Source organism: uncultured Brevundimonas sp., assembly GCF_963974615.1.
In the GTDB taxonomy this organism is placed as follows: Bacteria; Pseudomonadota; Alphaproteobacteria; order Caulobacterales; family Caulobacteraceae; genus Brevundimonas.
In genome coordinates, this window is the sequence record NZ_CAXBDH010000005.1 from 122,984 (window position 1) to 147,223 (window position 24,240).

At 66.1% G+C, this 24,240-nt stretch carries 26 protein-coding genes; 13 read left to right on the plus strand and 13 right to left on the minus strand.

The genetic code is table 11. The annotated features are described in order from the left end of the window. The first annotated feature begins 50 nt into the window (after positions 1-50). From AAC050_RS04840 to tatC, 3 genes are read left to right on the plus strand one after another with little or no spacing between them, the layout of a single operon-like run. Positions 51-269, plus strand: coding sequence for a twin-arginine translocase TatA/TatE family subunit (locus AAC050_RS04840; RefSeq protein WP_339913927.1), 219 nt, complete (start codon positions 51-53; stop codon positions 267-269). 25 nt (positions 270-294) lie between these two features. Next, complete coding sequence (gene tatB / locus AAC050_RS04845) at positions 295-870, plus strand: Sec-independent protein translocase protein TatB (RefSeq protein ID WP_339913928.1); 576 nt, start codon at positions 295-297, stop codon at positions 868-870. Then, positions 867-1,745, plus strand: a complete 879-nt coding sequence (gene tatC / locus AAC050_RS04850; protein ID WP_339913929.1) for a twin-arginine translocase subunit TatC — start codon at positions 867-869, stop codon at positions 1,743-1,745. The genes tatB and tatC overlap by 4 nt, the downstream gene beginning before the upstream one ends. Positions 1,746-1,790: 45 nt before the next feature. Here the strand turns inward: tatC and AAC050_RS04855 are convergent, their stop codons facing one another. Further along, positions 1,791-1,988 (minus strand): hypothetical protein, encoded by a 198-nt coding sequence (locus AAC050_RS04855; protein ID WP_339913930.1) that lies wholly within the window; start codon positions 1,986-1,988, stop codon positions 1,791-1,793. A gap of 257 nt (positions 1,989-2,245) precedes the next feature. Between AAC050_RS04855 and AAC050_RS04860 the strand changes: the two genes are divergently transcribed. Then, positions 2,246-2,497, plus strand: coding sequence for a hypothetical protein (locus tag AAC050_RS04860; RefSeq protein WP_339913931.1), 252 nt, complete (start codon positions 2,246-2,248; stop codon positions 2,495-2,497). Between the two features lie 95 nt (positions 2,498-2,592). Here the strand turns inward: AAC050_RS04860 and glnA are convergent, their stop codons facing one another. Beyond that, complete coding sequence (gene glnA / locus AAC050_RS04865; protein WP_339913932.1) at positions 2,593-3,999, minus strand: type I glutamate--ammonia ligase; 1,407 nt, start codon at positions 3,997-3,999, stop codon at positions 2,593-2,595. 67 nt (positions 4,000-4,066) lie between these two features. Next, on the minus strand, positions 4,067-4,405 hold the full coding sequence (locus AAC050_RS04870; RefSeq protein ID WP_339913933.1) for a P-II family nitrogen regulator: 339 nt from the start codon (positions 4,403-4,405) through the stop codon (positions 4,067-4,069). Positions 4,406-4,524: 119 nt separating this feature from the next. On the opposite strand from AAC050_RS04870, the gene AAC050_RS04875 reads away from it, so the two are divergent. Beyond that, a complete protein-coding gene (locus tag AAC050_RS04875; protein ID WP_339913934.1) occupies positions 4,525-5,352 on the plus strand; it encodes an NAD(P)H-hydrate dehydratase in 828 nt (275 codons plus the stop codon). A gap of 7 nt (positions 5,353-5,359) precedes the next feature. Here AAC050_RS04875 and topA read toward each other — a convergent pair whose 3' ends face one another. From topA to ruvX, 7 genes are all read right to left on the minus strand, one after another. After that, on the minus strand, positions 5,360-8,005 hold the full coding sequence (topA, locus tag AAC050_RS04880) for a type I DNA topoisomerase (RefSeq protein WP_339913935.1): 2,646 nt from the start codon (positions 8,003-8,005) through the stop codon (positions 5,360-5,362). 103 nt (positions 8,006-8,108) lie between these two features. Further along, a complete protein-coding gene (dprA, locus tag AAC050_RS04885; RefSeq protein ID WP_339913936.1) occupies positions 8,109-9,194 on the minus strand; it encodes a DNA-processing protein DprA in 1,086 nt (361 codons plus the stop codon). Further along, entirely contained in the window at positions 9,191-9,832 is a 642-nt protein-coding gene (gene plsY / locus AAC050_RS04890; protein WP_339913937.1) for a glycerol-3-phosphate 1-O-acyltransferase PlsY, read from the minus strand. Before plsY ends, dprA begins: the two co-directional genes overlap by 4 nt. A 4-nt stretch (positions 9,833-9,836) precedes the next feature. After that, positions 9,837-11,135, minus strand: coding sequence for a dihydroorotase (gene pyrC, locus AAC050_RS04895; protein ID WP_339913938.1), 1,299 nt, complete (start codon positions 11,133-11,135; stop codon positions 9,837-9,839). Further along, positions 11,132-12,115: an aspartate carbamoyltransferase catalytic subunit gene (locus tag AAC050_RS04900; RefSeq protein ID WP_339913939.1), complete on the minus strand. Its 984-nt coding sequence runs from the start codon at positions 12,113-12,115 to the stop codon at positions 11,132-11,134. Before AAC050_RS04900 ends, pyrC begins: the two co-directional genes overlap by 4 nt. A gap of 23 nt (positions 12,116-12,138) precedes the next feature. Next, positions 12,139-13,059 (minus strand): AEC family transporter, encoded by a 921-nt coding sequence (locus tag AAC050_RS04905; protein ID WP_339913940.1) that lies wholly within the window; start codon positions 13,057-13,059, stop codon positions 12,139-12,141. Continuing rightward, positions 13,056-13,475 carry a Holliday junction resolvase RuvX gene (ruvX, locus tag AAC050_RS04910; protein ID WP_339913941.1) on the minus strand — a complete coding sequence of 140 codons (420 nt, stop codon included), beginning with the start codon at positions 13,473-13,475 and terminating at the stop codon, positions 13,056-13,058. Before ruvX ends, AAC050_RS04905 begins: the two co-directional genes overlap by 4 nt. A gap of 129 nt (positions 13,476-13,604) precedes the next feature. On the opposite strand from ruvX, the gene AAC050_RS04915 reads away from it, so the two are divergent. The 3 genes from AAC050_RS04915 to gatA all read left to right on the plus strand — a co-directional run bounded on the left by AAC050_RS04915 (position 13,605) and on the right by gatA (position 15,990). Continuing rightward, complete coding sequence (locus AAC050_RS04915) at positions 13,605-14,138, plus strand: hypothetical protein (protein ID WP_339913942.1); 534 nt, start codon at positions 13,605-13,607, stop codon at positions 14,136-14,138. A gap of 83 nt (positions 14,139-14,221) precedes the next feature. Continuing rightward, positions 14,222-14,509 (plus strand): Asp-tRNA(Asn)/Glu-tRNA(Gln) amidotransferase subunit GatC, encoded by a 288-nt coding sequence (gatC, locus tag AAC050_RS04920; protein WP_339913943.1) that lies wholly within the window; start codon positions 14,222-14,224, stop codon positions 14,507-14,509. Positions 14,510-14,511: 2 nt separating this feature from the next. Then, the gene (gene gatA / locus AAC050_RS04925; protein ID WP_339913944.1) at positions 14,512-15,990 is read left to right on the plus strand and encodes an Asp-tRNA(Asn)/Glu-tRNA(Gln) amidotransferase subunit GatA; all 1,479 of its coding nucleotides are present in this window, start codon (positions 14,512-14,514) and stop codon (positions 15,988-15,990) included. A gap of 167 nt (positions 15,991-16,157) precedes the next feature. Here gatA and AAC050_RS04930 read toward each other — a convergent pair whose 3' ends face one another. Next, positions 16,158-16,973 carry a DUF4145 domain-containing protein gene (locus tag AAC050_RS04930; RefSeq protein ID WP_339913945.1) on the minus strand — a complete coding sequence of 272 codons (816 nt, stop codon included), beginning with the start codon at positions 16,971-16,973 and terminating at the stop codon, positions 16,158-16,160. Between the two features lie 146 nt (positions 16,974-17,119). Here AAC050_RS04930 and gatB point away from each other — a divergent pair, with 146 nt between their 5' ends. Next, complete coding sequence (gatB, locus tag AAC050_RS04935; RefSeq protein WP_339913946.1) at positions 17,120-18,631, plus strand: Asp-tRNA(Asn)/Glu-tRNA(Gln) amidotransferase subunit GatB; 1,512 nt, start codon at positions 17,120-17,122, stop codon at positions 18,629-18,631. A gap of 99 nt (positions 18,632-18,730) precedes the next feature. Here the strand turns inward: gatB and AAC050_RS04940 are convergent, their stop codons facing one another. Continuing rightward, positions 18,731-19,606, minus strand: a complete 876-nt coding sequence (locus AAC050_RS04940; RefSeq protein ID WP_339913947.1) for an RcnB family protein — start codon at positions 19,604-19,606, stop codon at positions 18,731-18,733. A 204-nt stretch (positions 19,607-19,810) separates the two neighbouring features. Between AAC050_RS04940 and AAC050_RS04945 the strand changes: the two genes are divergently transcribed. Both AAC050_RS04945 and AAC050_RS04950 read left to right on the plus strand, forming a co-directional pair. After that, complete coding sequence (locus AAC050_RS04945; protein ID WP_339913948.1) at positions 19,811-20,548, plus strand: glutathione S-transferase N-terminal domain-containing protein; 738 nt, start codon at positions 19,811-19,813, stop codon at positions 20,546-20,548. Between the two features lie 172 nt (positions 20,549-20,720). Beyond that, a complete protein-coding gene (locus tag AAC050_RS04950; RefSeq protein WP_339913949.1) occupies positions 20,721-21,029 on the plus strand; it encodes an SEL1-like repeat protein in 309 nt (102 codons plus the stop codon). Positions 21,030-21,157: 128 nt separating this feature from the next. On the opposite strand, the gene AAC050_RS04955 is transcribed toward AAC050_RS04950, so the two are convergent. Next, positions 21,158-21,907 carry a polysaccharide biosynthesis/export family protein gene (locus AAC050_RS04955; protein ID WP_339913950.1) on the minus strand — a complete coding sequence of 250 codons (750 nt, stop codon included), beginning with the start codon at positions 21,905-21,907 and terminating at the stop codon, positions 21,158-21,160. Positions 21,908-22,036: 129 nt separating this feature from the next. Here AAC050_RS04955 and AAC050_RS04960 point away from each other — a divergent pair, with 129 nt between their 5' ends. Both AAC050_RS04960 and AAC050_RS04965 read left to right on the plus strand, forming a co-directional pair. Continuing rightward, positions 22,037-23,482, plus strand: a complete 1,446-nt coding sequence (locus AAC050_RS04960; RefSeq protein WP_339913951.1) for a chain-length determining protein — start codon at positions 22,037-22,039, stop codon at positions 23,480-23,482. A gap of 57 nt (positions 23,483-23,539) precedes the next feature. After that, the gene (locus tag AAC050_RS04965) at positions 23,540-24,238 is read left to right on the plus strand and encodes a hfsB (RefSeq protein WP_339913952.1); all 699 of its coding nucleotides are present in this window, start codon (positions 23,540-23,542) and stop codon (positions 24,236-24,238) included. The last annotated feature ends 2 nt before the right edge of the window (positions 24,239-24,240 follow it).

Here is a 24,240-nt window from a genome sequence, read left to right on the forward strand (position 1 = left end):
CGGGACAGGTTTGATGCGGGCCGGGTTGGTCCGTCTGAGGAGAGCGTTACGTGGGCAGTTTGAGCATCTGGCACTGGGCCATCGTGATTATCGTCGTGGCCCTGTTGTTCGGCGGGCGCGGCAAATTGTCGGGCCTGATGGGCGATGCGGCCAAGGGCGTGAAGGCGTTCAAGGACGGGCTCAAGGACGACGACGACAAGGCCGGTCCGTCCGGCGGTACCAGTTCGCTGCCGCGGACCGATGCCGAAAAAGAAGACCTGAAGAACTAGTCCCATGAACGTCGGAGTCTGACGCATGGGTGGTCTCGGCCCCGGTCTCGGTGGCACTGAAATTCTTCTGATCGGCCTGGTGGCACTGCTTGTGGTGGGGCCCAAGGACCTGCCTGTGCTGATGCGCAAGCTGGGCAAGCTGATGGCCAAGGCGCGCGGCATGGCCAATGAATTCCGTGCCAGCTTCGACGAGATGGCGCGCCAGTCCGAGCTGGACGAGCTGCGCAAGGAGGTCGAGGCGTTGCGGACCAACCAGGGCATTCATGCGCTGGGAGCCGACGCCGACGCGGCCTTTCGTGACATTGGCCGGGATCTGGACTCCGGCCTGACACCGCCTCCAGTCCCGTCGATGCTGTCCGCTCCCGATGAGTGGCCCGACGCCGGACCGGCGATGACGCCACTGGAAGTCGAGGCCCCGACCAAGGCCAAAGCCAAGACCAGAACCAAGGCGAAACCCCGGGCCGTGAAGGCCACCAAGGCCTCCGCGCCCAAGGCAACGACCAAGGCGGCGGGGACGTCCGGGGCGAAGCGGACGACGGCGTCCAGGGCCAGGGCTGCCGCCAGACCGCGGACGGCCCGAAGCCGGAAGGTGGACCCGTGAGCGCCCCCGACCGCGACGAGGACGAGATCGAGGCCTCGCGTGCGCCGCTGATGGATCATCTGATTGAGCTGCGCGGGCGGCTGCTGATCTGCGTTATTGCCTTCGTCATCGGCTTCATCGGCTGTTTCGCCTTTGCCGAGCCCCTGTACATCTTTCTGGTCAAGCCGTTCGCCGTGGCGGCGGCCTTCCACCAGAGTCTGGCCCCGGGCACCCATGTGTCGCCGCTGGACCTGATCCTGGGCACGGCCGGTCTGAAGGCGCTGCCGATCGTCGACGGCCAGATGGTCAAGCTGATCTACACAGCCCCGCTGGAGATCCTGTTCACCAAGATGAAGCTGGCCGGGTTCGGGGCCTTCATCGTGTCGTTCCCGGTTCTGGCCTGGCAGATGTACCGGTTCGTGGCCCCGGGCCTGTACCGCAACGAAAAGGGGGCCTTTCTGCCCTTCCTGTTCGCCGCGCCCCTGCTGTTCCTGCTGGGTACAGCCCTGGTCTATTTCGTCATGCTGCCGTTCGTTATGTGGTTCTCGCTCAGCCAGCAGATCGCCGGCGGCGGGGTCTCGGCCGAGCTTCTGCCCAAGGTGTCGGACTATCTGAGCCTGGTGACGGCCCTGCTGCTGGCCTTCGGCCTGTGTTTCCAGCTGCCGGTGGTGATGACGCTGCTGGGGCTGGCCGGGATCGTCAATTCGAAGATGATGGCCCAGGGCCGGCGCTATGCGGTCGTGGCCGTGGTGGTGGTCGCCGCCGTGGTCACCCCGCCCGATCCAGTCAGCCAGCTGATGCTGGCCGTGCCGCTGGTGCTGCTCTACGAGGTCAGCATCTGGTGTGTACGCATTATCGAGCTGCGCAAGCGGAAGGCCGGCCCGGCCGATAGGTAGGCGTGCGGGAGGAAGGAACCGGGTTCGGTTCCTTCCCGACCCGGATCAGGCCTGGCAGTTCAACTCGGTACACAGCGTCAGGCACTCCTGCAGCTCGTCACTGTAGTTGCTGCCCCATATGGCGGTGCAGGTATTCCAGCAGATTTGCAGACAGGAGTCAGCCAGCATCGGCGTCGCCGCTGGTGCCGTCGTCGCTGCGAAAATCAGACTCAAGGCGGCCAGGCTCGCGAGTCTGGCTTTCAATGAATTGACCATCTCATTTGCTCCTCAGGGGATCAGTCCCCATACGGGAGGTTGCATAATACAATCATTGAGCGCAATCCTGAAACTGTGACCCAGGGGTATGCTTCAACGAAGAACCAGGGGACGGTCTTCCTCTGGTGCGTGCGGATTATCGAGCTGCGCAAGCGGAAGGTCGGCGCGGCCGGGGAACGGGCCTGAGCGGAACCGACGTCGAGCTTGACCGTTCTTGCTGGACATCATTCTCCAGGAGTCCAGCCATGAACCCTCGCCATTTCGCGATCGTCGCCGCCTCGCTCGCCGCCGTTGCCCTCGGAACCGGAGCCTGCACCCAGCCGGCTGAGCCCCAGGCTGCGGCCCCGGCGGACACGGTGACCCACACGATCGTTGAAGCCCAGCCGGCCCCGACACCGCCGGTCGTGATCGAATACCGTGACGGCCAGCCGGTGACCCAGGACTCCACGACCGTCCGGGCCGACAAGAACGGCATTTCGATCGAGACAAAACGCTAGATCGATACCCCGACCGCCCCCTTGAGGGCGGGCTGAATTAGAAAGGCCCCGGACGGGAAACCGTCCGGGGCCTTTTCGTGTCGCTCAGCCGCCGGTCAGCAGCTGTAGTACATGTCGAATTCGACAGGATGCGGGTGCAGTTGCAGGCGCAGCACCTCTTCCTTCTTCAGCGCGATATAGCTGTCGATGAAGTCGTCATCCATGACGCCGCCCTTCTTGAGGAAGGCCCGGTCCTTGTCGAGGTTGTCGAGGGCCTCCTGCAGGCTGCCGCAGACCTCGGGGATGTTGCCGCGCTCTTCCGGCGGCAGGTCGTAGAGGTTCTTGTCGGCGGGTGCGCCCGGATCAATGCGGTTCTCGATCCCGTCCAGACCGGCCATCAGCAGGGCTACGAAGGTCAGATAGGGGTTGCCCATCGGGTCGGGGAAGCGCGCCTCGATACGCTTGGCCTTGGGTGAGGACACGTGCGGGATACGGATCGAGGCCGAGCGGTTACGGGCCGAATAGGCCAGCTTCACCGGGGCTTCATAACCGGGTACCAGGCGCTTGTAGGAGTTGGTGGTCGAGTTGGCGAAGGCGTTGATGGCCTTGGCGTGTTTGATGACGCCGCCGATATACCACAGGCACATGTCCGACAGTCCGGCGTATTTGTCACCGGCGAACAGCGGCTTGCCGTCGCGCCAGATCGACTGGTGCACATGCATGCCCGAGCCGTTGTCGCCGTACATGGGCTTGGCCATGAAGGTGGCCGACTTGCCGTAGGCGGCGGCGACGTTGTGGATCACGTATTTGTAGAGCTGCAGCCGGTCGGCCATGGTCAGCAGGTCGTTGAATTTCAGACCCAGCTCGTGCTGCGCCGGGGCGACCTCGTGGTGGTGCTTCTCGGGGTCGAGACCCAGTTCCTTCATCACGCCCAGCATCTCGCCGCGCAGGTCCTGGGCGCTGTCGACCGGATTGACCGGGAAATAGCCGCCCTTAGGTCCCGGGCGATGGCCCATATTGCCTTCGGAATATTCGGATCCGGTGTTGGCGGGCAGCTCGATCGAATCGAAGGCGTAGCCGGTGTCGTGGGCGGCGGTGTTCCAGCGCACGTCGTCGAAGATGAAGAACTCGGCTTCGGGGCCGAAGAACACCTGGTCGCCGACGCCCGAGGACTGGACGAAGGCCAGGGCCTTTTTGGCCATCGAGCGGCTGTCGCGGTTGTAGGGCTCGTTGGTGTCCGGGTTCAGCACGTCGCAGAACAGGAACATCGTCGTCTGCTGGTAGAAGGGGTCGATATAGGCGCGCGTCAGGTCCGGCTTGAGCAGCATGTCGGACTCATTGATGGCCTTCCAGCCGACGATCGACGAGCCGTCGAACATCGTGCCCTCCTCGAGGAACTCCTCGTCGACGAGGTCGATGTCGAAGGTCATGTGCTGCAGTCGACCCTTGGTGTCAGTGAAACGGAGGTCGACGTAACGCACGTCCTTGTCCTTGATCTCCTTGAGGATCTTGCCGGCGCTCATGATCGAATTCCTGTTCGTAGGGGGGAGAAAGGGCAGACACCGTCCTGACAGGGCGGCGGGGGACGGTTCAGACGGCCTGGGGGCCGGTCTCACCGGTACGGATGCGAATGACTTCGGACACGTCGGAGACAAAGATCTTGCCGTCGCCGATCTTGCCCGTGCGGGCGGCGGTCTGGATGGCCTCGACCACGGCCGGAGCCATGTCGTCGGGAACCACAACCTCGATTTTTATCTTTGGAAGGAAGTCGATAACGTATTCGGCTCCGCGGTAGAGTTCGGAATGGCCTTTCTGACGACCATAGCCCTTGGCCTCCAGAACGGTCATGCCCTGCACGCCCACATCCTGAAGCGCTTCCTTCACTTCATCGAGCTTGAACGGCTTGATGACGGCTTCAATCTTCTTCATGGCGACCCCGGGACGGGCTTGCGAATGGCCCCGTCACTCGGGCAGCAAGGGGACATTGCATTGCACAATAAGGCAAGCCTCTTTTCGCTTTTGTCGTCATCCGTGATCGGAAAACATTGATGGACGGTGACAAAACACCCCACGACTGGCGGGCGGCGATGCCGTGGCCGGGGCCGGATACGCACAAACACGCGCGGGGTCGGCTAGGGGTCGTCAGCGGCCGCGCCGGCCAGACCGGGGCGGCACGGCTGGCCGCCCGCGGCGGGCTGAGGATCGGGGCGGGTGTGGTCAGCCTGCTGTGTCCGATCGAGGCCGTGGCGGTGCTGGCCCCGGCGGTTGAGGCGGTGATGTTGAAACCCTTCGCCGACCCGGAGGTGCTGGCCGAACTGGTCGACGGCATGGACGCGGTCGTGGTCGGGCCGGCGGCCGGAATCAATGATGCCACCGTAGCCAATATCCACGCCCTGGCCGGGACCGGGGCGGCGCTGGTCATCGACGCCGACGGGCTGATGGTGTTCGAGGGCTGGCCCGCCGATCTGTTCGCCCTGCTGGACCGGGACGATGTGCTGACCCCGCACGAGGGGGAGTTCAAACGTCTGTTTCCCGGTCTTCTCGAAAAGGGTCGCCTGCAGGCCGCGCGGGACGCGGCGGCAACGGCCGGGGCCGTGGTGGTGCTGAAGGGGCGCGAGACGGTGATCGCCGCCCCGGACGGCCGGATTGAGGTCAACGGCAACGGCTCGCCCTGGCTGGCCACTGCCGGAACCGGCGATGTGCTGGCCGGGATGATCGGCGGCCTGCTGGCCCAGCGTATGGACAGTTTCGAGGCGGCCTGTGCGGCCGTGTGGATCCACGCCGAGGCCGCGGCCGGGTTCGGCCCGGGCCTGATCGCGGAAGATCTGCCCGGTCTGCTGCCCGCCGTTCTGGCCCGGCTATGGCCAGGCCAGTGACCGTGATCTAGTCCGCGGCTGCGGCCTTTTTCGTCGCCGGCTTCTTCGCTGCTGGTTTCTTCGCGGCCGACTTTTTGGCCGCCGGCTTTTTCGCCGCGGGCTTCTTCGGGGCCGCCTTTTTGGCCGGAGCCTTCTTCTTCGGCCCGGCGGCCGCCTTGGCGGCGATCAGGGGCAGGGCCTGCTCCAGCGTCAGGTCCTCGGGCGTGGTGCCCTTGGGCAGGGTGGCGTTGATCTTGCCCGATTTGACATAGGGGCCGAAGCGGCCGGCCATGACATGGATCGGATCGCCGGTCTCGGGGTGGGCCCCCAGGTCTTTCAGCGGGGCCATGGCGGCTCCGCGGCCACCGAATTTGCCGGCCCGTTTCTCGGCCAGCAGGACCACGGCGCGGTTGAGCCCGACCTCGAACACCTCGTCGATGTCGGCGACATTGGCATAGGTCCCGGCGTGCAGGACGAAGGGCCCGTAGCGGCCGAGGCCGGCGGTGATCATCTTGCCGTCCTCGGGGTGTTCCCCGACCTCGCGCGGCAGGGCCAGCAGGCGCAGGGCCTGCTCCAGCGTCAGGGACGCCGGTGACCAGCCCTTGGGCAGGGACGAGCGTTTCGGCTTTTCCTCGCCCGGCGGGGTGGTTTCGACATAGGGGCCGAAGCGACCGATCTTCAGATTGACCGGCTGGCCCGTGACCGGGTCGACACCCAGGTCGCGATCTCCGCCTTCCGCGCCGCCGCCGTCGGCGTCAGGCGCAGCCACCGGCCGGGTGAATTTGCAGTCCGGATAGCGCGAACAGCCGACAAAGGCCCCGAAGCGGCTGGTCTTCAGGCTGAGTTGCCCCTGTTTGCACAGTGGGCATTCGCGCGGGTCAGCGCCGTCTTCCCGGGCCGGGAAGATGTGCGGGCCCAGCGACTCGTTGAGCGCGTCGAGAATGGCCGTGGTGCGCAGCTCGCCGGCGGCCTGGGTGGCGACGTGGAAGTCGGTCCAGAATTCGCGCAGCAGCACCTTCCAGTTCAGCTTGCCGGCCGAGACCTCATCGAGACGGGTCTCGAGGGCGGCGGTGAAATCGTATTCGACCCATTTGCTGAAGAACTGCTCGAGGAAGGCCGTGACCAGCCGGCCCTTGTCCTCGGGATAGAAGCGATTCTTGTCAGTGCGAACGTATTCGCGGTCGCGCAGGGTGGTCAGGATCGAGGCATAGGTCGACGGCCGGCCGATGCCGAGCTCTTCCAGCTTCTTGACCAGCGTGGCTTCCGAGAAGCGCGGCGGCGGCTCGGTGAAATGCTGGTCGGCGCGCACAGCCTCGACCTTGGCCGTGGCCCCTTCCTTCAGGGACGGCAGACGGGTGGAGTCGTCGTCCTCGTCGGTCTCGGTGCCCTTCTGGCGTTCGTCGCGGCCTTCCTCATAGACGGCGAGGAAGCCGTCAAAGGTCACCACCTGGCCGGTGGCGCGCAGGCCGGTCTGGCCGTCCGGGGTTTCGACGTCGACCGTGGTGCGGTCGATGCGGGCCGATTCCATCTGCGAGGCGACCATCCGCTTCCAGATCAGCTCGTACAGCCGCTGCAGGTCGCCATCGAGCCGCAGGGTGTCCGGCGCACGGGTGATATTGGTCGGACGGATGGCCTCGTGGGCCTCCTGGGCGTTCTTGACCTTGGTCTTGTAGTAGCGCGGCTCGGACGGGACGAAGGCCGGGCCGAAACGGTCGGCGATGACCTCGCGGGCCTGGGCGATGCCCTCGGGACTGACGAACAGGCCGTCGGTCCGCATATAGGTGATCAGACCGCCGGTCTCGTCGACGCCCTCATACAGTTTCTGCGCCGCCTGCATGGTGCGCTGGGCGGTGAAGCCCAGCTTGCGGCTGGCTTCCTGCTGCAGGGTCGAGGTCGTGAAGGGCGGGGCCGGGCTGCGCTTGATCGGCTTCTTCTCGATCGACTTGATCGTGAACTGGCCGGAGTTGATTGCGTCGCGGGCGGCGAAGGCCACGGCCTCCGACGGGATGTCGAGACGCTGGATGCGCTTGCCCAGATGCTTGACCAGCCGGGTGGTGAAGGGCGGGCTGTCGGCGGCCAGATCGGCCTCGACCGACCAGTATTCCTGGGCCTTGAACTTCTCGATCTCCATCTCGCGATCGACGACGATCCGCAGGGCGACCGACTGGACCCGACCGGCCGAGCGGGCCCCCGGCAGCTTGCGCCACAGGACCGGTGACAGGGTGAAACCGACCAGATAGTCGAGCGCGCGGCGGGCCAGATAGGCCTCGACCAGTTCCATATCGAGCTGGCGCGGCGCGGCCATGGCCTCGAGCACGGCGTTCTTGGTGATGGCGTTGAAGGTGACCCGTTCGACGTGGGTGTCCTTCAGCGCCTTCTTCTTGGTCAGGACCTCGAGCACATGCCAGCTGATGGCCTCACCCTCGCGGTCGGGGTCGGTCGCGAGGATGACGCGGCTGGCGCGTTTGGCGGCCTCGGCGATCTCGGACATCCGCTTGGAGGCGCGGGCATCGATCTCCCACGACATGGCGAAATCGTCATCGGGCAGCACCGATCCGTCCTTCGACGGCAGGTCGCGGATATGGCCGTAGGAGGCCAGAACCTCGAACTCGGGTCCCAGATATTTGTTGATGGTCTTGGCCTTTGCGGGGCTTTCGACAATGACGAGATTCATGATGGACGGGTTCTCGGAAAGGGGCCGGGAACGTGGTTGGCCGGACGGCCCGTGTCAATCGGCCATCTGAAACCGGGTCCCGGAAGCGGGGTGGGAAGGGCGGTCAGAGCGAGGCCAGGCCTCCCGGAAGCAGGGTGGCGCGTCCGGCCAGACTCAGCTCCAGCAGGGCAGCGGCGACCGCGCCGACCGGGGCATTCACGGCCCGCGCCAGTTCGTCGCGCGGGGTCGGGGTCGGGGACAGCAGGGCTGCGATCCGCTCGATCAGGGCCGCATCGACCCCGTCGGTTCCGCCCCCGAACGGGCTGTCGGCCGCGGGCTCGTCCAGCTGGCGCAGGGTGTCGAAGGCGCGCTCTATGTCCTCGATCCCCTCGCACAGGATCGCGCCCTGACGCAGCAATTCATTGGGCCCCTTCGAGCGCGGGTCCAGCGGCGATCCGGGCACGGCGAACACGTCGCGGCCCTGTTCCGCCGCCAGCCGGGCGGTGATCAGCGAGCCCGAGCGCAATTCGGCCTCGACGACGATCACGCCGCGCGACAGGCCCGAGATCAGACGGTTGCGACGCGGGAAGTCACGGGCCTGGGCCCGGGCCCCCATCGGACTTTCCGACAGGATACAGCCACGCTCGACGATCTGATCGTAAAGCTCGGCATTCTCCGGCGGATAGACGTCGTCGACCCCTCCGCCGAGCACAGCCACTGTCCCGGTCGGCAGGGCCCCGGCGTGGGCGGCGCTGTCGATGCCCCGGGCCAGACCCGAGACCACCACATGCCCGGCCTCGCCCAGCTGACCGGCCAGCCCCCGGGCGATCCGCAGCCCCCCGGCCGAGGCGATGCGCGCCCCGACCACAGCGACACAGGGCCGCGACAGCAGCTCGACGTCACCTCGCGTCCACAGCACCGGCGGCGGCGGATCGGTGGCGGCCAGGGTGGCGGGAAAGGCCGCGTCGCCGAGCACCAGCAGGGTGGCTCCGGCATCGGCTCCGGCGGCTATCTCTGCCTCGATGCGGCTGACCGGGGGCACGACGCAGGCCTGACCGCCTGCGCGGCGCGCCATGTCGGGCAGGGCCTCCAGCGCGGCACCGGCGCTGCCGAACCGGTCGAGCAGTTGCCGGAACGAGACCGGGCCGACCCGTCCGGTGCGGGCGAGCCGCAGCCGGTCGAACCGCTCCGCCTCGTCCGGCGGGCTCACGTCTTCCGGGTGCCCAGCCGGGGCTCGGTCCCCTTCAGCAGCCGGGCGATGTTCTGATGGTGACGGATCCAGATCAGGATGGCGGTGAAGGTCGAGAGCAGCAGGATCGGGGCCGGGGCGGGCAGGCCCAGGGCCGGGATGGTCAGGGTGGCGAAGATCGGGGCCAGCGCGGCCGCGACGAGCGCGGCCAGCGACGAGAAGCGCAACACGAAGGCGACAATCAGCCAGCAGGCTCCGGCCAGCAGGCCCAGCGGCCACCAGGCGGCCAGCAGCAGGCCGAAGAAGGTGGCGACCCCCTTGCCGCCCTTGAACCCCAGCCAGATCGGGAACAGGTGACCGAGGAAGGCCGCGCCGCCGGCGATGGCGGCCAGCGCCGGCACGCCCGGGAACAGCCAGCGGGCCAGCAACAGGGCCGCGGCCCCCTTGCCGGCATCCAGCAGCAGGGTGGCCAGGGCCAGGTCCTTGCGACCGGTGCGCAGGACATTGGTTGCGCCGATATTGCCCGAGCCGATGGCCCGGACATCCCCGGCACCGGCCGCGCGGGTGATGACCACGCCGAACGGAATGGAGCCCAGCAGATAGCCACCGGCCGCCACGAGGGCGAGCGTCAGAAGGGTCGGAGCAACCAGGTCCTGCAAGATATTATGTTCCCGTCCGGCGTGCGTCGTGGATGATGCGTCCACCGACGAGGGTGAGCAAGACCCGCCCTTGCAGGCGACGGCCGTCGAACGGCGAGTTTCTGGATTTGGACTTCAGCGTATCGGCATCGACGACGACCGGAGCCCCGGGGTCGAACAGGATCAGATCGGCGGGCGCATCAGCCACAAGGGTCCCGGCCTCGAGGTCCAGCAGCGTCGCCGGTCCCTGGGTCAGGGGGCGCAGGACGTCGAGCAGGTCCAGTCCATGTTCGTGATGCAGGGTCAGGGCCGCGGGCAGCAGGGTCTCGAGGCCGACGGCCCCGGGTGCGGCCTCGGCGAAGGGGCGACGCTTGTCCTCGGCCGGAGCCGGTGTGTGGGCCGAGGTGATGACGTCGATCAGGCCGTCGCGCACGGCCTCGATCAGGGCCTGGCGATCGCTTTCGGGACGCAGCGGCGGATCCAGCCGGTAGAAGGTCCGGTACTCGCCGATGTCGAGTTCATTGAAACACAGGTGGTTGATCGACACCGAGGCGGCGACCTCCAGGCCACGGGCCCGGGCCCGGGCCAGACTTTCCAGCGCCCCTTCGGTCGAGATCTGGTCGACCAGAAAGCGCACGCCGGTCTGTTCGACCAGGGCCAGATCGCGGTCCAGCTGGATCCGTTCGGCGATGGCGGGCACGGCCGACAGGCCGAGGCGGGTGGCCAGTTCGCCCGAGGTTGCCACCGTACCCTCGCTGAGCCAGGGCTCGCTGGGGCGACAGGCGATCAGGGCGTTGAAGGCGGCGGCATAGCTCATGACCCGCAGCAGGGTGCGGGTGTTGACGATGGTCCGGTCGCTGTCGGTGAAATACAGGGCTCCGGCCTCGGCCATCAGGCCGATCTCGGCCATGCGTTGACCGTCCAGAGCCCGGGTGGCGGCTCCGGCCGTGCGCACATTGACCAGATTCAGCGCCGCGCCGCGTTGCAGGATGAAGTCGACCATGGCCGGATCATCGACGGCGGGGTCGGTGTCCGGCTGGATGACGATGGTGGTCACGCCCCCGGCCGCGGCTGACAGGCTGGCTGACTTCAGGGTTTCGCGGGGTTCGGCCCCGGGTTCGCCGGTCTTGACGCGAATGTCGATCAGGCCGGGCGACAGACAGGCCCCGCCGGCGTCGATGGTCTCGATGCCGTTCGCCAGTCCGGTCGTGGCCCCGCGCACGACTTCGACGATGCTGCCGTTCTCGATCAGGACCGTGCCCGGACCGTCATAGTCGCTGGTGGGGTCCAGCAGGCGGGCATTGGTGATGGCCAGGACGCTCATTGTGCGGCTCCGTCGAGGCGGGCGGACAGGGCGGCCAGCACCGCCATGCGGGCGGCCACCCCCATCTCGACCTGGTCCTGGATCAGGGACACGGTCAGGTCGTCGGCGATCTCGGAATCGATCTCGACGCCGCGGTTCATCGGCCCCGGATGCATGACCTTCGCTCCCGGATTGGCCCAGGACAGTTTCTCGCGGTCCAGACCCCAGAAGCGGAAATATTCGCGGGTCGACGGGATCAGCGCCCCCTCCATCCGTTCCAGCTGCAGGCGCAGCATCATCACCACGTCGCAGCCCTTCAGGCCCTCGCGCATGTCGTGGAAGATCTCGCAGCCCCAGCGGTCGGCATCGCCGGGCACCAGGGTTGCGGGGCCGATCAGGCGAACCCGTGCCCCCAGCATCGACAGCAGGGCGACATTGGAGCGGGCCACGCGGCTGTGGGCGACGTCGCCGCAGATGGCGACGGTCAGGCCGCCGATGTCACCGAGGGCGCGGCGCAGGCTGAGCGCGTCCAGCAGGGCCTGTGTCGGATGCTCGTGACGGCCGTCGCCGGCATTGACCACGGCACACCCGACCTTCTGCGACAGCAGGTCGGCGGCCCCCGAAGCCCCGTGGCGGACCACGAGGATATCGGGCTTCATCGCGTTCAGGGTCACGGCGGTGTCGATCAGGGTCTCGCCCTTGGCCACGGACGATGTCCGCGGGCTCATGGTGACGACATCGGCCCCCAGCCGGCGCGCGGCGATTTCGAACGAGGCGCTGGTGCGGGTCGAGTTCTCGAAGAACAGGTTCATCACCGTGCGGCCGCGCATCAGGTCCAGCGTCTTGGCCGTCGAGCGGTTCAGGGCGACGAAGGCGTCGGCCAGATCCAGCAGATCGCGCGCGGTCTGGGCGTTGAGATCGCCGGCGGACAGGAAATGGGGGCGGGGGAACGGCACCATCCGTTCGGAAATCAAATCGGTGACGGCGGAGAGCTGGGTCATCGAGGCCCGGCTATAGGGCCGAGTCAGAGGAAATGGAACACCGCCAGCAGCATCGGGATGGTAAAGGCGCTGCCGACGGTGGTGAAAGCGACCACCCCGGCCATCAACGGGGCATCGCCGCCCATCTGCCGGGCCAGCACATAGGAGGCGGCGGCACCGGGTGCGGCCCCGGCCAGCAGGGCCACGCCCTGGGCCAGCCGGTCACCGCCCAGCAGGCCTGTCAGATAATACATCCCGACCGGCAGCAGGATCAGTTTGATGGCCGAGATGGTGATGATCAGCAGCGGGCGGGCGGCGGCGTAACGGAAGCTGAGTCCGGCCCCGGCGGTGATCAGGCCCAGGGCGATGGCCCCGGGCCCCATCAGGCTGAAGACCTGGCCCAGCAAGGGTGGCGGCACCAGCCTTGTCAGGTTCAGCGCCGCCCCGACGCCACAGGCCCAGATGATCGGATTGCGCGCCAGTGACCCCAGGGCCAGCCGCCAGCCGCCGCCCTGACCGGCCCCCCAGCGGGCCAGCACCAGCACACAGATGACATTGAGCGCCGGGGCCAGCACGCCGAAGGCCACGGCGGCCGTGCCCAGACCTGACGGACCGAACACGGCCCCGGCCACCGGCAGGAAGACGAAGCCGTTCCAGCGGATCACGCCCTGGAAGACGCTGGTGAAGCCGGGATCACTGACCTTCAGCCAGGGCTTGGCCGCCAGCGTCAGGGCGGCGACGGCGAACGAGACGGTGATGGTGGCGATGGCCACCGGCCCGGCGGTTCCGGCCCCGAAGTCCGCGCCCCAGACAGCCGGGACCAGAAAGGCCGGATAGAAGACGAAATAGGTCAGTCGCTCGACCGCGCGCCAGCCGTCGTCGGCCAGGAAGCTGCGCATTTTCAGGCCCCAGCCCAGCGCGATCATGGCGAAGACCGGCACGATGCCGGTAAGCAGACCCGTCACGGGCGTTCGGCGACGCGGATCCGGTCCAGCGCCCCTTGCAGGATCCAGGCGGCAGCTGTGCGGTCGACGACGTCGGCGCGACGCTTGCGGGTCAGGTCCAGCTCACCGATCAGGAAGCGTTCGACGGCGCTGGTCGACAGCCGTTCGTCCCAGAAGGCGATGGGAATGTCGCGCAGCCGCAGCAGGTTGCGGGCGAAGGCGCGGCAGGACTGGGCCCGCGGGCCCTCGGTGCCGTCCATATTGCTCGGCAGGCCGATGATCAGGCCGCTGACCTTGCGGTGGGCCATCAGCTTGAACAGCTGCTCGGCCTCCAGTGTGAATTTGCTCTTGCGGATCAGCTCCAGCGGGCTGGCGATCAGCCGGGTGGCGTCCGAGGTCGCCACGCCGATGGTTTTTTCACCCAGATCCAGGCCCATCCACGGCGTATCCGGGGGGCAGGCGACGGGCAGGTCGAGGAGGGGAACGATTGACACAGGGTGGCGGTAGGGCTGGCATGGCCGTGTGTCAAAGGTCATGATGCGGCAAGCTCGAAGGGGAGGTTCGAAATGATCAGACATCCATTGCTTCTGGTGGGGATCGCCACCCTGCTGTCGGCGTGCGACGCCGATGTGGAAACCCGCAGGGCGGCGGTTGCGCCCGTGGAGGATGGTCCGGCACTGGCGGCGGCGACCGTTCCGGCGACGCCGGCCGGTCCGGGCCGGACGGTGCGGCCCCAGGCCGATGACTATCTGCAATCGGCGGCCAGTGTGCTGGCCCTGACGCCGCTGGCTGACCATGACGTCGACGCCAAGGTGTTCGGCACCGCCGGCGGGGATCCGGCCCTGAACGGCAACCACGCCTGGCTGGCCTTTTTCGCCGGACCGGCCGAGGGCTGGACCGTCTATGCACTGGGGGATTTCGAGGACTGGAGCGTCACCGAACAGGCCGGCGGCCGTTTCGTGCTGGACACCACCCAGGGGCGGATGGGCGACACCGGCGACATGGTCACCGGCGAGCGCAAGCGGTTCATCATTGCCTATTCGCCGGGTGGCGATGCCAATTCGCCACCGACCTCGATCACCATCACGCCTGCCAGCTAGACGACAAGGCGGTCTCCCGTCTTGTGAAAGACCCGCCGGGCGGCTAATCCCGCCCGCTTGACCTGTCACGTCTGGAGAGCCGCATGGCCATCGACGCAGCGACGGTGCGCAAGGTCGCACACCTCGCCCGTATCAAGACCCCGGAAGACCGCCTCGAGCCCCTGGCCCGGGAGCTGAACGGTATTCTGGCGTGGATCGAGCAATTGAACGAGGTCGATGTCGACGGCATCGAACCGATGACGTCCAACGTCGCCCAGGCCCTGCGCCTGCGCGATGACGTCGTCAGTGACGGCAACAAGGTCGCCGATGTACTGGGCAATGCCCCGCAATCGACCGACGGCTTCTTCGTCGTGCCCAAGGTGGTCGAATAGTCATGAGCGACCTGACCAAACTTACGCTGAAAGCGGCTGTCGACGGCCTCAAGGCCAAACAGTTCTCGTCCGAAGAGATCACCCGCGCCTTCCTGACCGGGATCGAGGCCGCCAACCCGACCCTGAACGCCTTCGTCACCGTCACCGCCGACAAGGCGATCGACATGGCCCGCGCCTCTGACGCGAAACTGGCCAAGGGGGAGGGCGGTGCCCTCGAAGGCGCGCCGCTGGGGATCAAGGACCTGTTCTGCACGGACGGGGTCCAGACCACGGCCGGGTCCAACATGCTGCGTGGCTTTGTGCCGCCCTATGAATCGACCGTCAGCGGCAATCTGTGGCGCGACGGGGCGGTCATGCTGGGCAAGCTGAACATGGACGAGTTCGCCATGGGCTCGTCCAATGAGACCAGCGCCTTCGGTCCCGTGGTCAATCCATGGAAATCAACCGGTTCCAACGCAGACCTGACCCCCGGTGGCAGTTCTGGTGGTTCGGCCTCGGCCGTCGCCGCCGACCTGTGTCTGGCCGCCACGGCCTCGGACACCGGCGGCTCGATCCGCCAGCCCGCCGCCTTCACCGGCACGGTCGGGATCAAGCCCACCTACGGCCGCGCCAGCCGTTTCGGCATGGTCGCCTTCGCCAGTTCGCTGGACCAGGCCGGACCGCTCACCAAGACGGTCGCCGACGCCGCCCTGATGCTGCAGTCGATGTGCTCGTTCGACGTCCGCGACTCCACCAGCCTCGACGTTCCGACCCCGGACTGGACCGCCTCGCTCGGTCAGTCGGTCAAGGGTCTGCGCATCGGCGTGCCCAGGGAATACGTCGTCGACGGCATGCCGGCCGAGATCCAGAAGCTGTGGGATCAGGGTATCGCCTGGCTCAAGGACGCCGGTTGCGAGATCGTGCCGATCAGCCTGCCGCACACCAAATACGCCCTGCCGGCCTATTACATCATCGCCCCGGCCGAGGCCTCTTCCAACCTGGCCCGCTATGACGGCATGCGGTTCGGCCACCGCGCCGAGGGCACGACCAGCCTGACCGACCTGTACGAGACCAGTCGCGCCGAAGGCTTCGGCGGCGAGGTCAAGCGCCGTCTGATCATCGGTGCCTATGTGCTGTCGGCCGGATTCTATGACGCCTACTACGTCCGCGCCCTGAAGGTGCGTCGTCGCATCGCCGAGGATTTCGACAAGGTCTGGGGCCAGGTCGACGCCATCCTGACGCCCTCGACCCCGTCGGCCGCCTTTGCCCTGGGCGACAAGCAGATCGACCCGCTGCAGATGTATCTGAACGACATCTTCACCGTCACCGCCAACCTCGCCGGCCTGCCGGGCATCTCGGTCCCCGCCGGCGTCGACTCGGGCGGCCTGCCGCTCGGCCTGCAGGTCATCGGCAAGGCCCTCGACGAGGCGACCGTGTTCAAGGTCGCCAGCGCCCTTGAAGATGCGGCCGGGTTCGCCGCCAAACCGGAGAAGTGGTGGTGATTTTCCTGATCCCTCTCCCATAGGGAGAGGGCGGGGCCCGCGCGCATCGCGCGTGGGAGGGTGTGGGGTTACGGTCTGGCCGGGGGGCGTTGACGGCCACACCGTAACCCCTCATCCGGCCCTTCGGGACGACGTCTACCGGTTCGCCAGAGCAGGCTATCGTGCTTTCAGTCTCTCGTTTTCTTCGGTCTGTCCCGGTCCTCAATACCCTTCAGCTTGCCTGGCGGTAGGGCAGCGAACATTTCATCGACGTGTTTTGGGGTCGAGATCATCGCTTCAGCGATCAGGTTGACCAACCGGAAGAGTTGGCTCGCTGTGTGCTGATCGTCGCGGATGTCCATAGTTCCGGGGTGAAGAGCTTCATTCCCAACAACTCGAACGACATCCAAAGCCCGCTGAATTTTGACGCTAAGGCCTTGTTTGACCAACTCTCCAATCATCTCGTTGATGTCGCCGGGTCGATCTAGGATGTGCGAACAAAGTTTTTGGATCGCCAGTCGAAGAAGGGCCGCAGCAGCCCTGGGGGAGTGCACCAGAAGGGCGGCGGCTTCGTCGTAATCTCGCGCAATGTCGCTCGGAATATCAGGATTCACCTCATCTACCTCGGCCGCTGTGATGGGGTAGAGAATTCGCTGTCCGAGCCAGACCGCCTCCTTTTCGCATACGAAGCACAGCGAGAGATGCATGTTCCAGACGTTATAGTTGCAGTTTTCCCATTCAGAGCCGGACTCGATCGAGAGAAGCGCCGGTAGCTCGAACTTCAGGGCTCGATCTACCGCTTTATACAAGCGTAGAACGTCGGGTTTGCGGTCCGCTTCTTCTTTGCCAGCCTCACTTTGGATCAGTTCAGTCAGGCGCTTTGGGTCGAAGCCAAGTGTCTTTTCAGTTTTGTGGGCTGCCAGTATGAACCACTGTTGTTGAGTGTAGGCTCGACAGTGCGGACAGACGAACGCCGATAGGCCCAGTTCAGGAAGAGTCTTCATCGGTCTCTCATTCGTGTGTCGAACGCAGGTGGGTGAAGCGTAGGCATAGCGCCAGTGCACGACTTAGACGAGCGTCTCCCTCTCCCATCGAGAGAGGGGACGCGAAAACCCTTCACGCCAAAGCCCCATCGTCCTAGATACCGATCATGACCGACACCAAGCCTGACACCCCCACCAATCTCATCCAGGGCCGCACCGGGGCCTGGGAAATCGTCATGGGGCTGGAGATCCACGCCCAGGTGGCCTCGAAGGCCAAGCTGTTCTCCGGCGCGGCCGTCGGTTTCGGCGCGGGTCCGAACGCGCAGGTGTCGCTGGTCGACGCCGGTTTCCCCGGCATGCTGCCGACCCTGAACGGCCATTGCGTCGAACAGGCCGTGCGCACCGGCCTCGGCCTGAAGGCGCAGATCAACAAGCGCAGCCAGTTCGACCGCAAGAACTATTTCTACCCCGACCTGCCGCAGGGCTATCAGATCAGCCAGCTGTATTTCCCCATCGTCGGGGAGGGCGAGGTTGAGGTCGAGGCCGAGGACGGCACCTTCTTCACTGTCGGCATCGAGCGGCTCCATCTGGAACAGGATGCGGGCAAGCTGATCCACGACCTGTCGCCCAGCGAATCCTATGTCGACCTGAACCGCGCCGGCACGGCGCTGATGGAGATCGTCTCCAAGCCGCACATGCGTTCGCCCGAAGAGGCGGTCGCCTACGTCAAGAAGATCCGCACCATCCTCGTTTATCTGGGCACCTGCGACGGCGACATGGAGAAGGGCAACCTGCGCGCCGACGTCAACGTCTCGGTCTGCCGCGCGGGCGGCTACGAGCAATTCCGCGCCACCGGCGACTTCAGCCATCTGGGCACGCGCTGCGAGATCAAGAACGTCAACTCGTTCCGCTTCATCTCCCAGGCCATCAACTATGAGGCCCGTCGCCAGATCGAAATCCTCGAGGACGGCGGCAAGATCGATCAGGAGACCCGCCTGTACGACCCGACGGCCGGCGAAACGCGCTCGATGCGCTCGAAGGAAGAGGCCAACGACTATCGCTATTTCCCCGACCCCGACCTGCTGCCGCTCGAGCTGGAACAGGCGTGGATCGACAACATCAAGGCGTCCCTGCCGGAACTGCCCGACGAAAAGCGCAAGCGCCTGATGGCCGACTATGGCCTGTCGCAGTACGACGCCGTGGTGCTGATCTCGGAACAGGCCAAGGCCGACTATTTCGAGGAAGCCGCCAAGGGCCGCGACGCCAAGCTGGTGTCCAACTGGGTCACCAACGAACTGTCGGCCCGTCTGGCCGCCGACAATCTCGACTTCTCGCACAGCCCGCTGCCCGCCGCCCATGTCGCCGAGCTGGTCGCCCTGCTCGAGGAGGGGGTCATCTCCTCGAAGATCGCCAAGGAGGTGTTCGACCACGTCTGGGCCGGCGAAGGCTCGCCGCGTCAGGTGGTCGAGGCCCGCGGTCTGGTCCAGGTCAATGACACCGGGGCCATCGAAAAGGCTGTCGACGAGATCATCGCCGCCAACCCTGACAAGGCTGCCGCCGTCGCCGAAAAACCCCAGGCCATCGGCTGGTTCGTCGGTCAGGTGATGAAGGCCACCGGCGGCAAGGCCAACCCGGCCTCGGTCAATGAGATACTGAAGGCGAAGCTGGGCATTTCCTGAGGGCGCTATCGCTCGACGCGCGGCGGCTCGCTGTTTGAGCGGCGCATATGAAAAAGGCCCCGCGGATCGCTCCGCGGGGCCTCATTCATTCGGGTCCGATTACCAGTTCCAGGCGTCGTAGATGACGTCGATGATATAGCCGTCGGTCTGGTCGATCAGATAGATCTGGTTGTCGACCACCACCCAGCGGGTCCCCGGCGGCGGATAGCCCAGACCGAAGGTGCGCCAGTCGCTCAGCTGATAGCGCCAGAACATCGACGGCAGATAGCTTCCAACCCTCCAGCGCTGGCCCCAGTAGGAGCGCGGGACGTTGTAGTAGCCGTAGCCCGGGGCGAAATAGAAGCCCATGCGGAAGCCGGAATAGTTCCGGAACCGATGATCATCGCGCCACCAGTCGGAATGGTGGTTCCGGTACCAGTTGTGGCTCCATTGACCGCTGTCGAAGCGGTCGCGGAAGTCCCGGTACTCGCGCCGGTCGTGACGTCGCTCGTAGCGGTCGCCGCGATGATTTTGCCGTCCGTCGTCCTGCTGGTAGCGGCTACCGTTGCGTTGATCCTGAGAGGATGTCCGGCCACTGTCCGTACGGCCCTGCCAGCCACTGCCGTCCGACGGCCGCGTATGCCTGTCCGGACGGCTCGGGGCATCCGGCTGGGCCGGACGATCCGGTCGGCCCGGGCGTTCCTGTCGTTCAGGTCGCTGGGGCCGGTCATGTGAGGTCGGCTGCTCCTGGCGAACAGGCGGCGACGGCTGTTCGTTGCGAGCCGGCCGTTGCGGACGCGCCGCCGGTGCGTCGGGCGCGGCGCTCTGGTTGCTTCGGGGCTCCTCGCGGTTCGGTCTCCGCTGCGGTCGGGCCTCGCCTTCGGGTTCGGCGGGCCGGTCCTGATAGCCGCGGTCCTGGGCATGGGCGACCAGGGGCGTGGCCATCGGCACAGCCAGGGAGGCGATCGCGGTGAACACCATCAGATTGCGTGTCATGGTCTCTTTCCCCGCACGCCCGGAACGGGCGGCTCGCGGTCATGTTCCGTCGCGCTGGATGAACCTTAACTGAACGTTAAGCCTGATCCCGGTGCCGGGCCATGAAAAAGGACATGCAAGCCACATGCCCGGCGGCCGGACGGCGGCCCGGTTGCGCCGTGGGCGGCCGGTCCCCAGATCAGGGGCCGAGACAAGGATGAACGCATGCCCCGACCGATCGAACTCTGGTACTGGCCCACCCCCAACGGCTGGAAGGTCTCCATCGCCCTGGAGGAGATGGGCCTCCCCTATGTGATGAAGCCGGTCAATATCGGCGCGGGCGACCAGTTCGAACCGGCGTTCCAGGCGATCAGCCCGAACGGACGGATGCCGGCCATTGTCGATCCGGACGGTCCGGACGGTCAGCCGCTGTCGATCTTCGAATCCGGGGCGATCCTGCAGTATCTGGGCAACAAGTCCGGGCAATTCTATCCGACGGACGTCCGGGCCCGGGTCGAGGTGGACCAGTGGCTGTTCTGGCAGGTCGGCGGTCTGGGGCCGATGGCCGGACAGACCCACCATTTCCGCCAGTACGCCCCGGCCCTGATCGCGGACCAGCGCCAGATCGCCTATGGCGTGCGCCGCTATACCGACGAAACCAACCGGCTGTACGGGGTGATGGACCGCCGTCTGGCTGATCGCGACTATCTGGCCGGAGACTATTCGATCGCCGATATGGCGGCCTGGCCCTGGATCCTGCCGGAGTACCAGGGGCAGTCCCTGGACGACTTCCCCAATCTGAAGGCCTGGATGGATCGCGTCGGCACGCGTCCCGCCGTGATCGCCGGCCGGGCGGTCGGTGATGAGATGCGGCGCAATCTGGCGGCGTCAGGCAAGTCGGCCGAAACGGCGCGCTCGGTTCTGTTCGGTCAGCGCTCGCGCCCTGCGGCGGCGAGAGTGTGACCAAGACATTTCCACGAGATTTCAAAGTCATGAATCACGGATTTAGTATTCACATTCGCTTTACTTAAAAGTTCGGGCGGTCCCGGCCGCCGTTAACTTTAACTTCAAACCGCGGGTATTTGATCAGCCTTCAGAAGGCGGAACCAGAACGGTTCGTCCGGAGGATGAAGTGATGATCGCGCAAGAACTGGCGCCTGAAGTCGGGATCGAGGCCGAGGCCCCGCTGCCCCTGCCGACCGCGGAGATGGACGGCGACGCCCTGTTCCAACTGGGCATGATGTACTCGACCGGCCAGGCCGGCTGCCCGATGGATCGGGTTTCGGCCCATATGATCTTCAACCTGGCCGCCATGAAGGGCTCGGCCGAGGCCCGGGTCTATCGCCGCGAGATGTCGCAGGAGATGGAGCGGGAAGAGATCGCCGAGGCCCAGAAGGCCGCCCGTCACTGGATCGACGCCGGGATCGTCACCCTCGCCGCCTGAGCGAAATCGGTTTGGACGCGATCGCGTCCAAACCCAGATATTCGCTCCAGGATGAAGCTGGAGCCTGATTTACGGCATCGAGAGTATCGCGAAGCGATTCCTTGCCTCAACCGATCAGGCTGAGCGGCCTAGAATCTCTGATACTGCCCGTTGATGGCGTAGGTGAAGCCGACGGGCAGGGCGTTGCGGATCTGGGTCACGAAATTGGCCACCTCTCCCAGCGTCGTTCTCGGCACGAACAGGATGTCCCCGCGACGCAGGGCGATGACCTCGCCGCGACGCGGCCGAAGATCGACAGCGCGCAGCATGCGCCGGCCACCGGGACCGCGTCGGATCAGTGCCACTTCCTGTATCCGCCCTGTAGGCAGGAACCCTCCCGCCATGACGATCGCCTGATAGGCGTCGATATCGCCCGGCATGTCATAGACGCCCGGCGTGCGGACCTCGCCATCCACCCAGATTTTCAGCGGACCGGCCTGTTTGAGGGTGACCTCGACCACCGGACGTAGCAGCTGCGCGGCATAGGCCGTGGCCACATCATGCTCCAGTTCGGCGATGGTCCGGTCCGCGGCCATGACCTGACCGATCAGCGGCAGGGACACGCGGCCGTCGGGTCCGACCTTCTGGGTCCGGGTCAGTTCGACCGCCGTGGGCATGGCGATCTCGATTTCGTCCCCCGGATAAAGCAGATATTCCGGCTCGGCTTCGGTCCAGTCGGCAAAGGCGATGTCGGGAAAGCTGCTGTCGCTGACCCGCTGGACCCGCCCGACGTCGCCCCCGCGTGAGGGCAGGGGCATGCGGCCCCCGTTGTCGCTCGCGCAGCCGCCCAGGGCGGCGACGCCGAAAGACAGCAACAGCAGGCGACGATCGATGGTCATTGAAGTTGAAAACCGTTGCGGATGAGCGTGATGACGCAGCCTCGCCGCTTATGGGTAACCAGTGGTTAACGCCGCTGGGCCAAGTCTGGACTGATCAGTCACCGGTTTCGATGGAATCACCTGCCGCCCATGCGTTCGTCGGTCCATGCCACAGCCCGTCCACGCTACGGACTCCTCGACATCGTGGGGCTGCTTTTCCGCGAGCTGGGGCTGATGATTCTGGTCTTTCTGGTCATCGTCGCGATCGGAACCGCGGCGATTCTGACGCTGAAGAAGTCCTATACGGCGACCGGCAAGATCTATGCGGGGGTCGGTCAGGAATATGTCTATCAGCCCCGGGTCGGCACGTCGGAACGGGGACAGGCCCCCAATGCCGACGCCGTGGCCCAGTCCGAGGCTGCGATTCTGAGCAGTCTCGAGGTCAAACAGCGCACCGTCCGGGCCCTCGGCGTCGAAAGCTTTCTGGGGTCGAAGCCATCGACCGATACGGCCGCCAGGCGCGAGGTCGCGGCGCTGAAGGTGATCGATGCGGGTCTGGGGGTCGGCACCACGCCGGGCAGCGCCATCATCGGCATCAGCTATCAGAGCGACAATCCGCAGATCTCGGCCCGGGTGCTCAACGCGGTGATCGCCCAGTATCTGACCTATCGCCGTGAGGTGTTTCAGGACAACAAGACGCCGGCGATCGAACAGCAGCGGCAGGTATTTGAGGACGAGCTGGCCGAGGCGGACTCGGCCTATGAGGCCTTTCTCGCCTCGAATGACATCGGTGATTTCGCCACGCTGAAGGCCACGCTGGCCGCCACCTATCAGACGGTTTTCGCGGAACGCCTGTCGGTTCAGGCGCAACTGGACCAGGCTCGGCAGCGGCTGGCCAGTCTGGTGGCGCAACAGGCCGCGACGCCGGCCCAGGTCACCCTGCAACAGGACCTGAACATCTCGGCCCAGGATCAGATCCTGCAGCTGCGCACCCAGCGTGAGCAACTGCTGTCGCGCTACCGGCCCGACGCCCAGCCGGTCCGGGACATCGAACAGCAGATATCCCAGTTGCAGGGCTTCGTCGGCACCGGCACGGCGGTCGGGGCCAAGGAGATTCGTACCGGCCCCAACCCGATCTGGCAGCAGACCGAGAACAACCGCATCGCCGCCGACGCCGACGCCTCGTCGCTGGCCGCGCGGCTGGCCGTGCTGGATCGTCAGGTCGGTGAACTGCGGTCGCGGCAGTCGCTGCTGACCCAGATCGAATCGACCAATGCCACCCTGGCCGGCGACCGTGAGGTGCTGACCACCAACATCCGGGAATTCCAGCAGCGCGCGACCCAGAGCCGCGCTGACAGCGCCCTGGTCAAGGCCGGGGCCGACAATGTCACCGTGATCGAGCGGGCCCAGGCCCCGACACGGGGCAAGAGTCTGAAGCTGCCGTTGCTGATCGCGGTCATCCTGTTCGCCGGCTTCACAGCCCTGTGTGCCGGCCTGTTGCGTATCTTCACCCGGCGCGGTTTTGCCACGGCGGGATCGGCGGGACGAACCCTGGACATGCCGGTTCTGGCGGTCGCCCCGATGAAGTCCCAATGAGCGAGTCAGCCACCATGTCAGGCTGCAGATGGAATGAGTTAGGCGCGTAACCGAACGATGGTCGATCTGACATCCGAAATGGCCGGTCTCTGGGCGGCTCTGGGTGCATCCCCGGCACATCGCGGGCGTGTGATTCAGATCGTTTCCGCCAATGGAGGCGAGGGGACTTCGACCGTGGCGCGTGAATATGCCCGTCTGGCGGCTGTTCGGGCCCGGCGACCGGTGTGGTTGATCGACGGGGATCTGGTGCAGCAGGGACAGCTGGAACACATCGCCGGGGAACCGGACCGGTTCGGCCGGATCGGACGTCCGGCCCAGGCGTCTCCGGACGGATCCAGCTTTTTCGTCGTCACCCCCCGGGTGAAGGACAAGGACGGCCGACCCGTGTCACCGGCGCGGTTGATGACGGCCCGACCCTGTCTGGGTGGGCGGCTGTGGGTCACACGGTTCGCGATCGAACGGCTGCGATCAGGCCAGCGTCCTGAGGCGCTCGGCAATGCCCGCTACTGGGATGCGATGCGGCAGCACGCGGACACGATTGTGATCGACACGCCCGCGGCTGACCGCAGTGACATGGCGGTCATTCTGGCTCCCTTTGTCGACGCCACTGTATTGGTCGTTTCGGAGCGCACGCCCGCCAGCGATCCGATGATTCTGCGCGACGGGATCGAGGCTGCAGGGGGACGGATCGCCGGGGTGGTGGTCAATCGCTCGACCTATCGGCCACCGGGTTTTCTGCGACGCATGGCCGGCTGAAC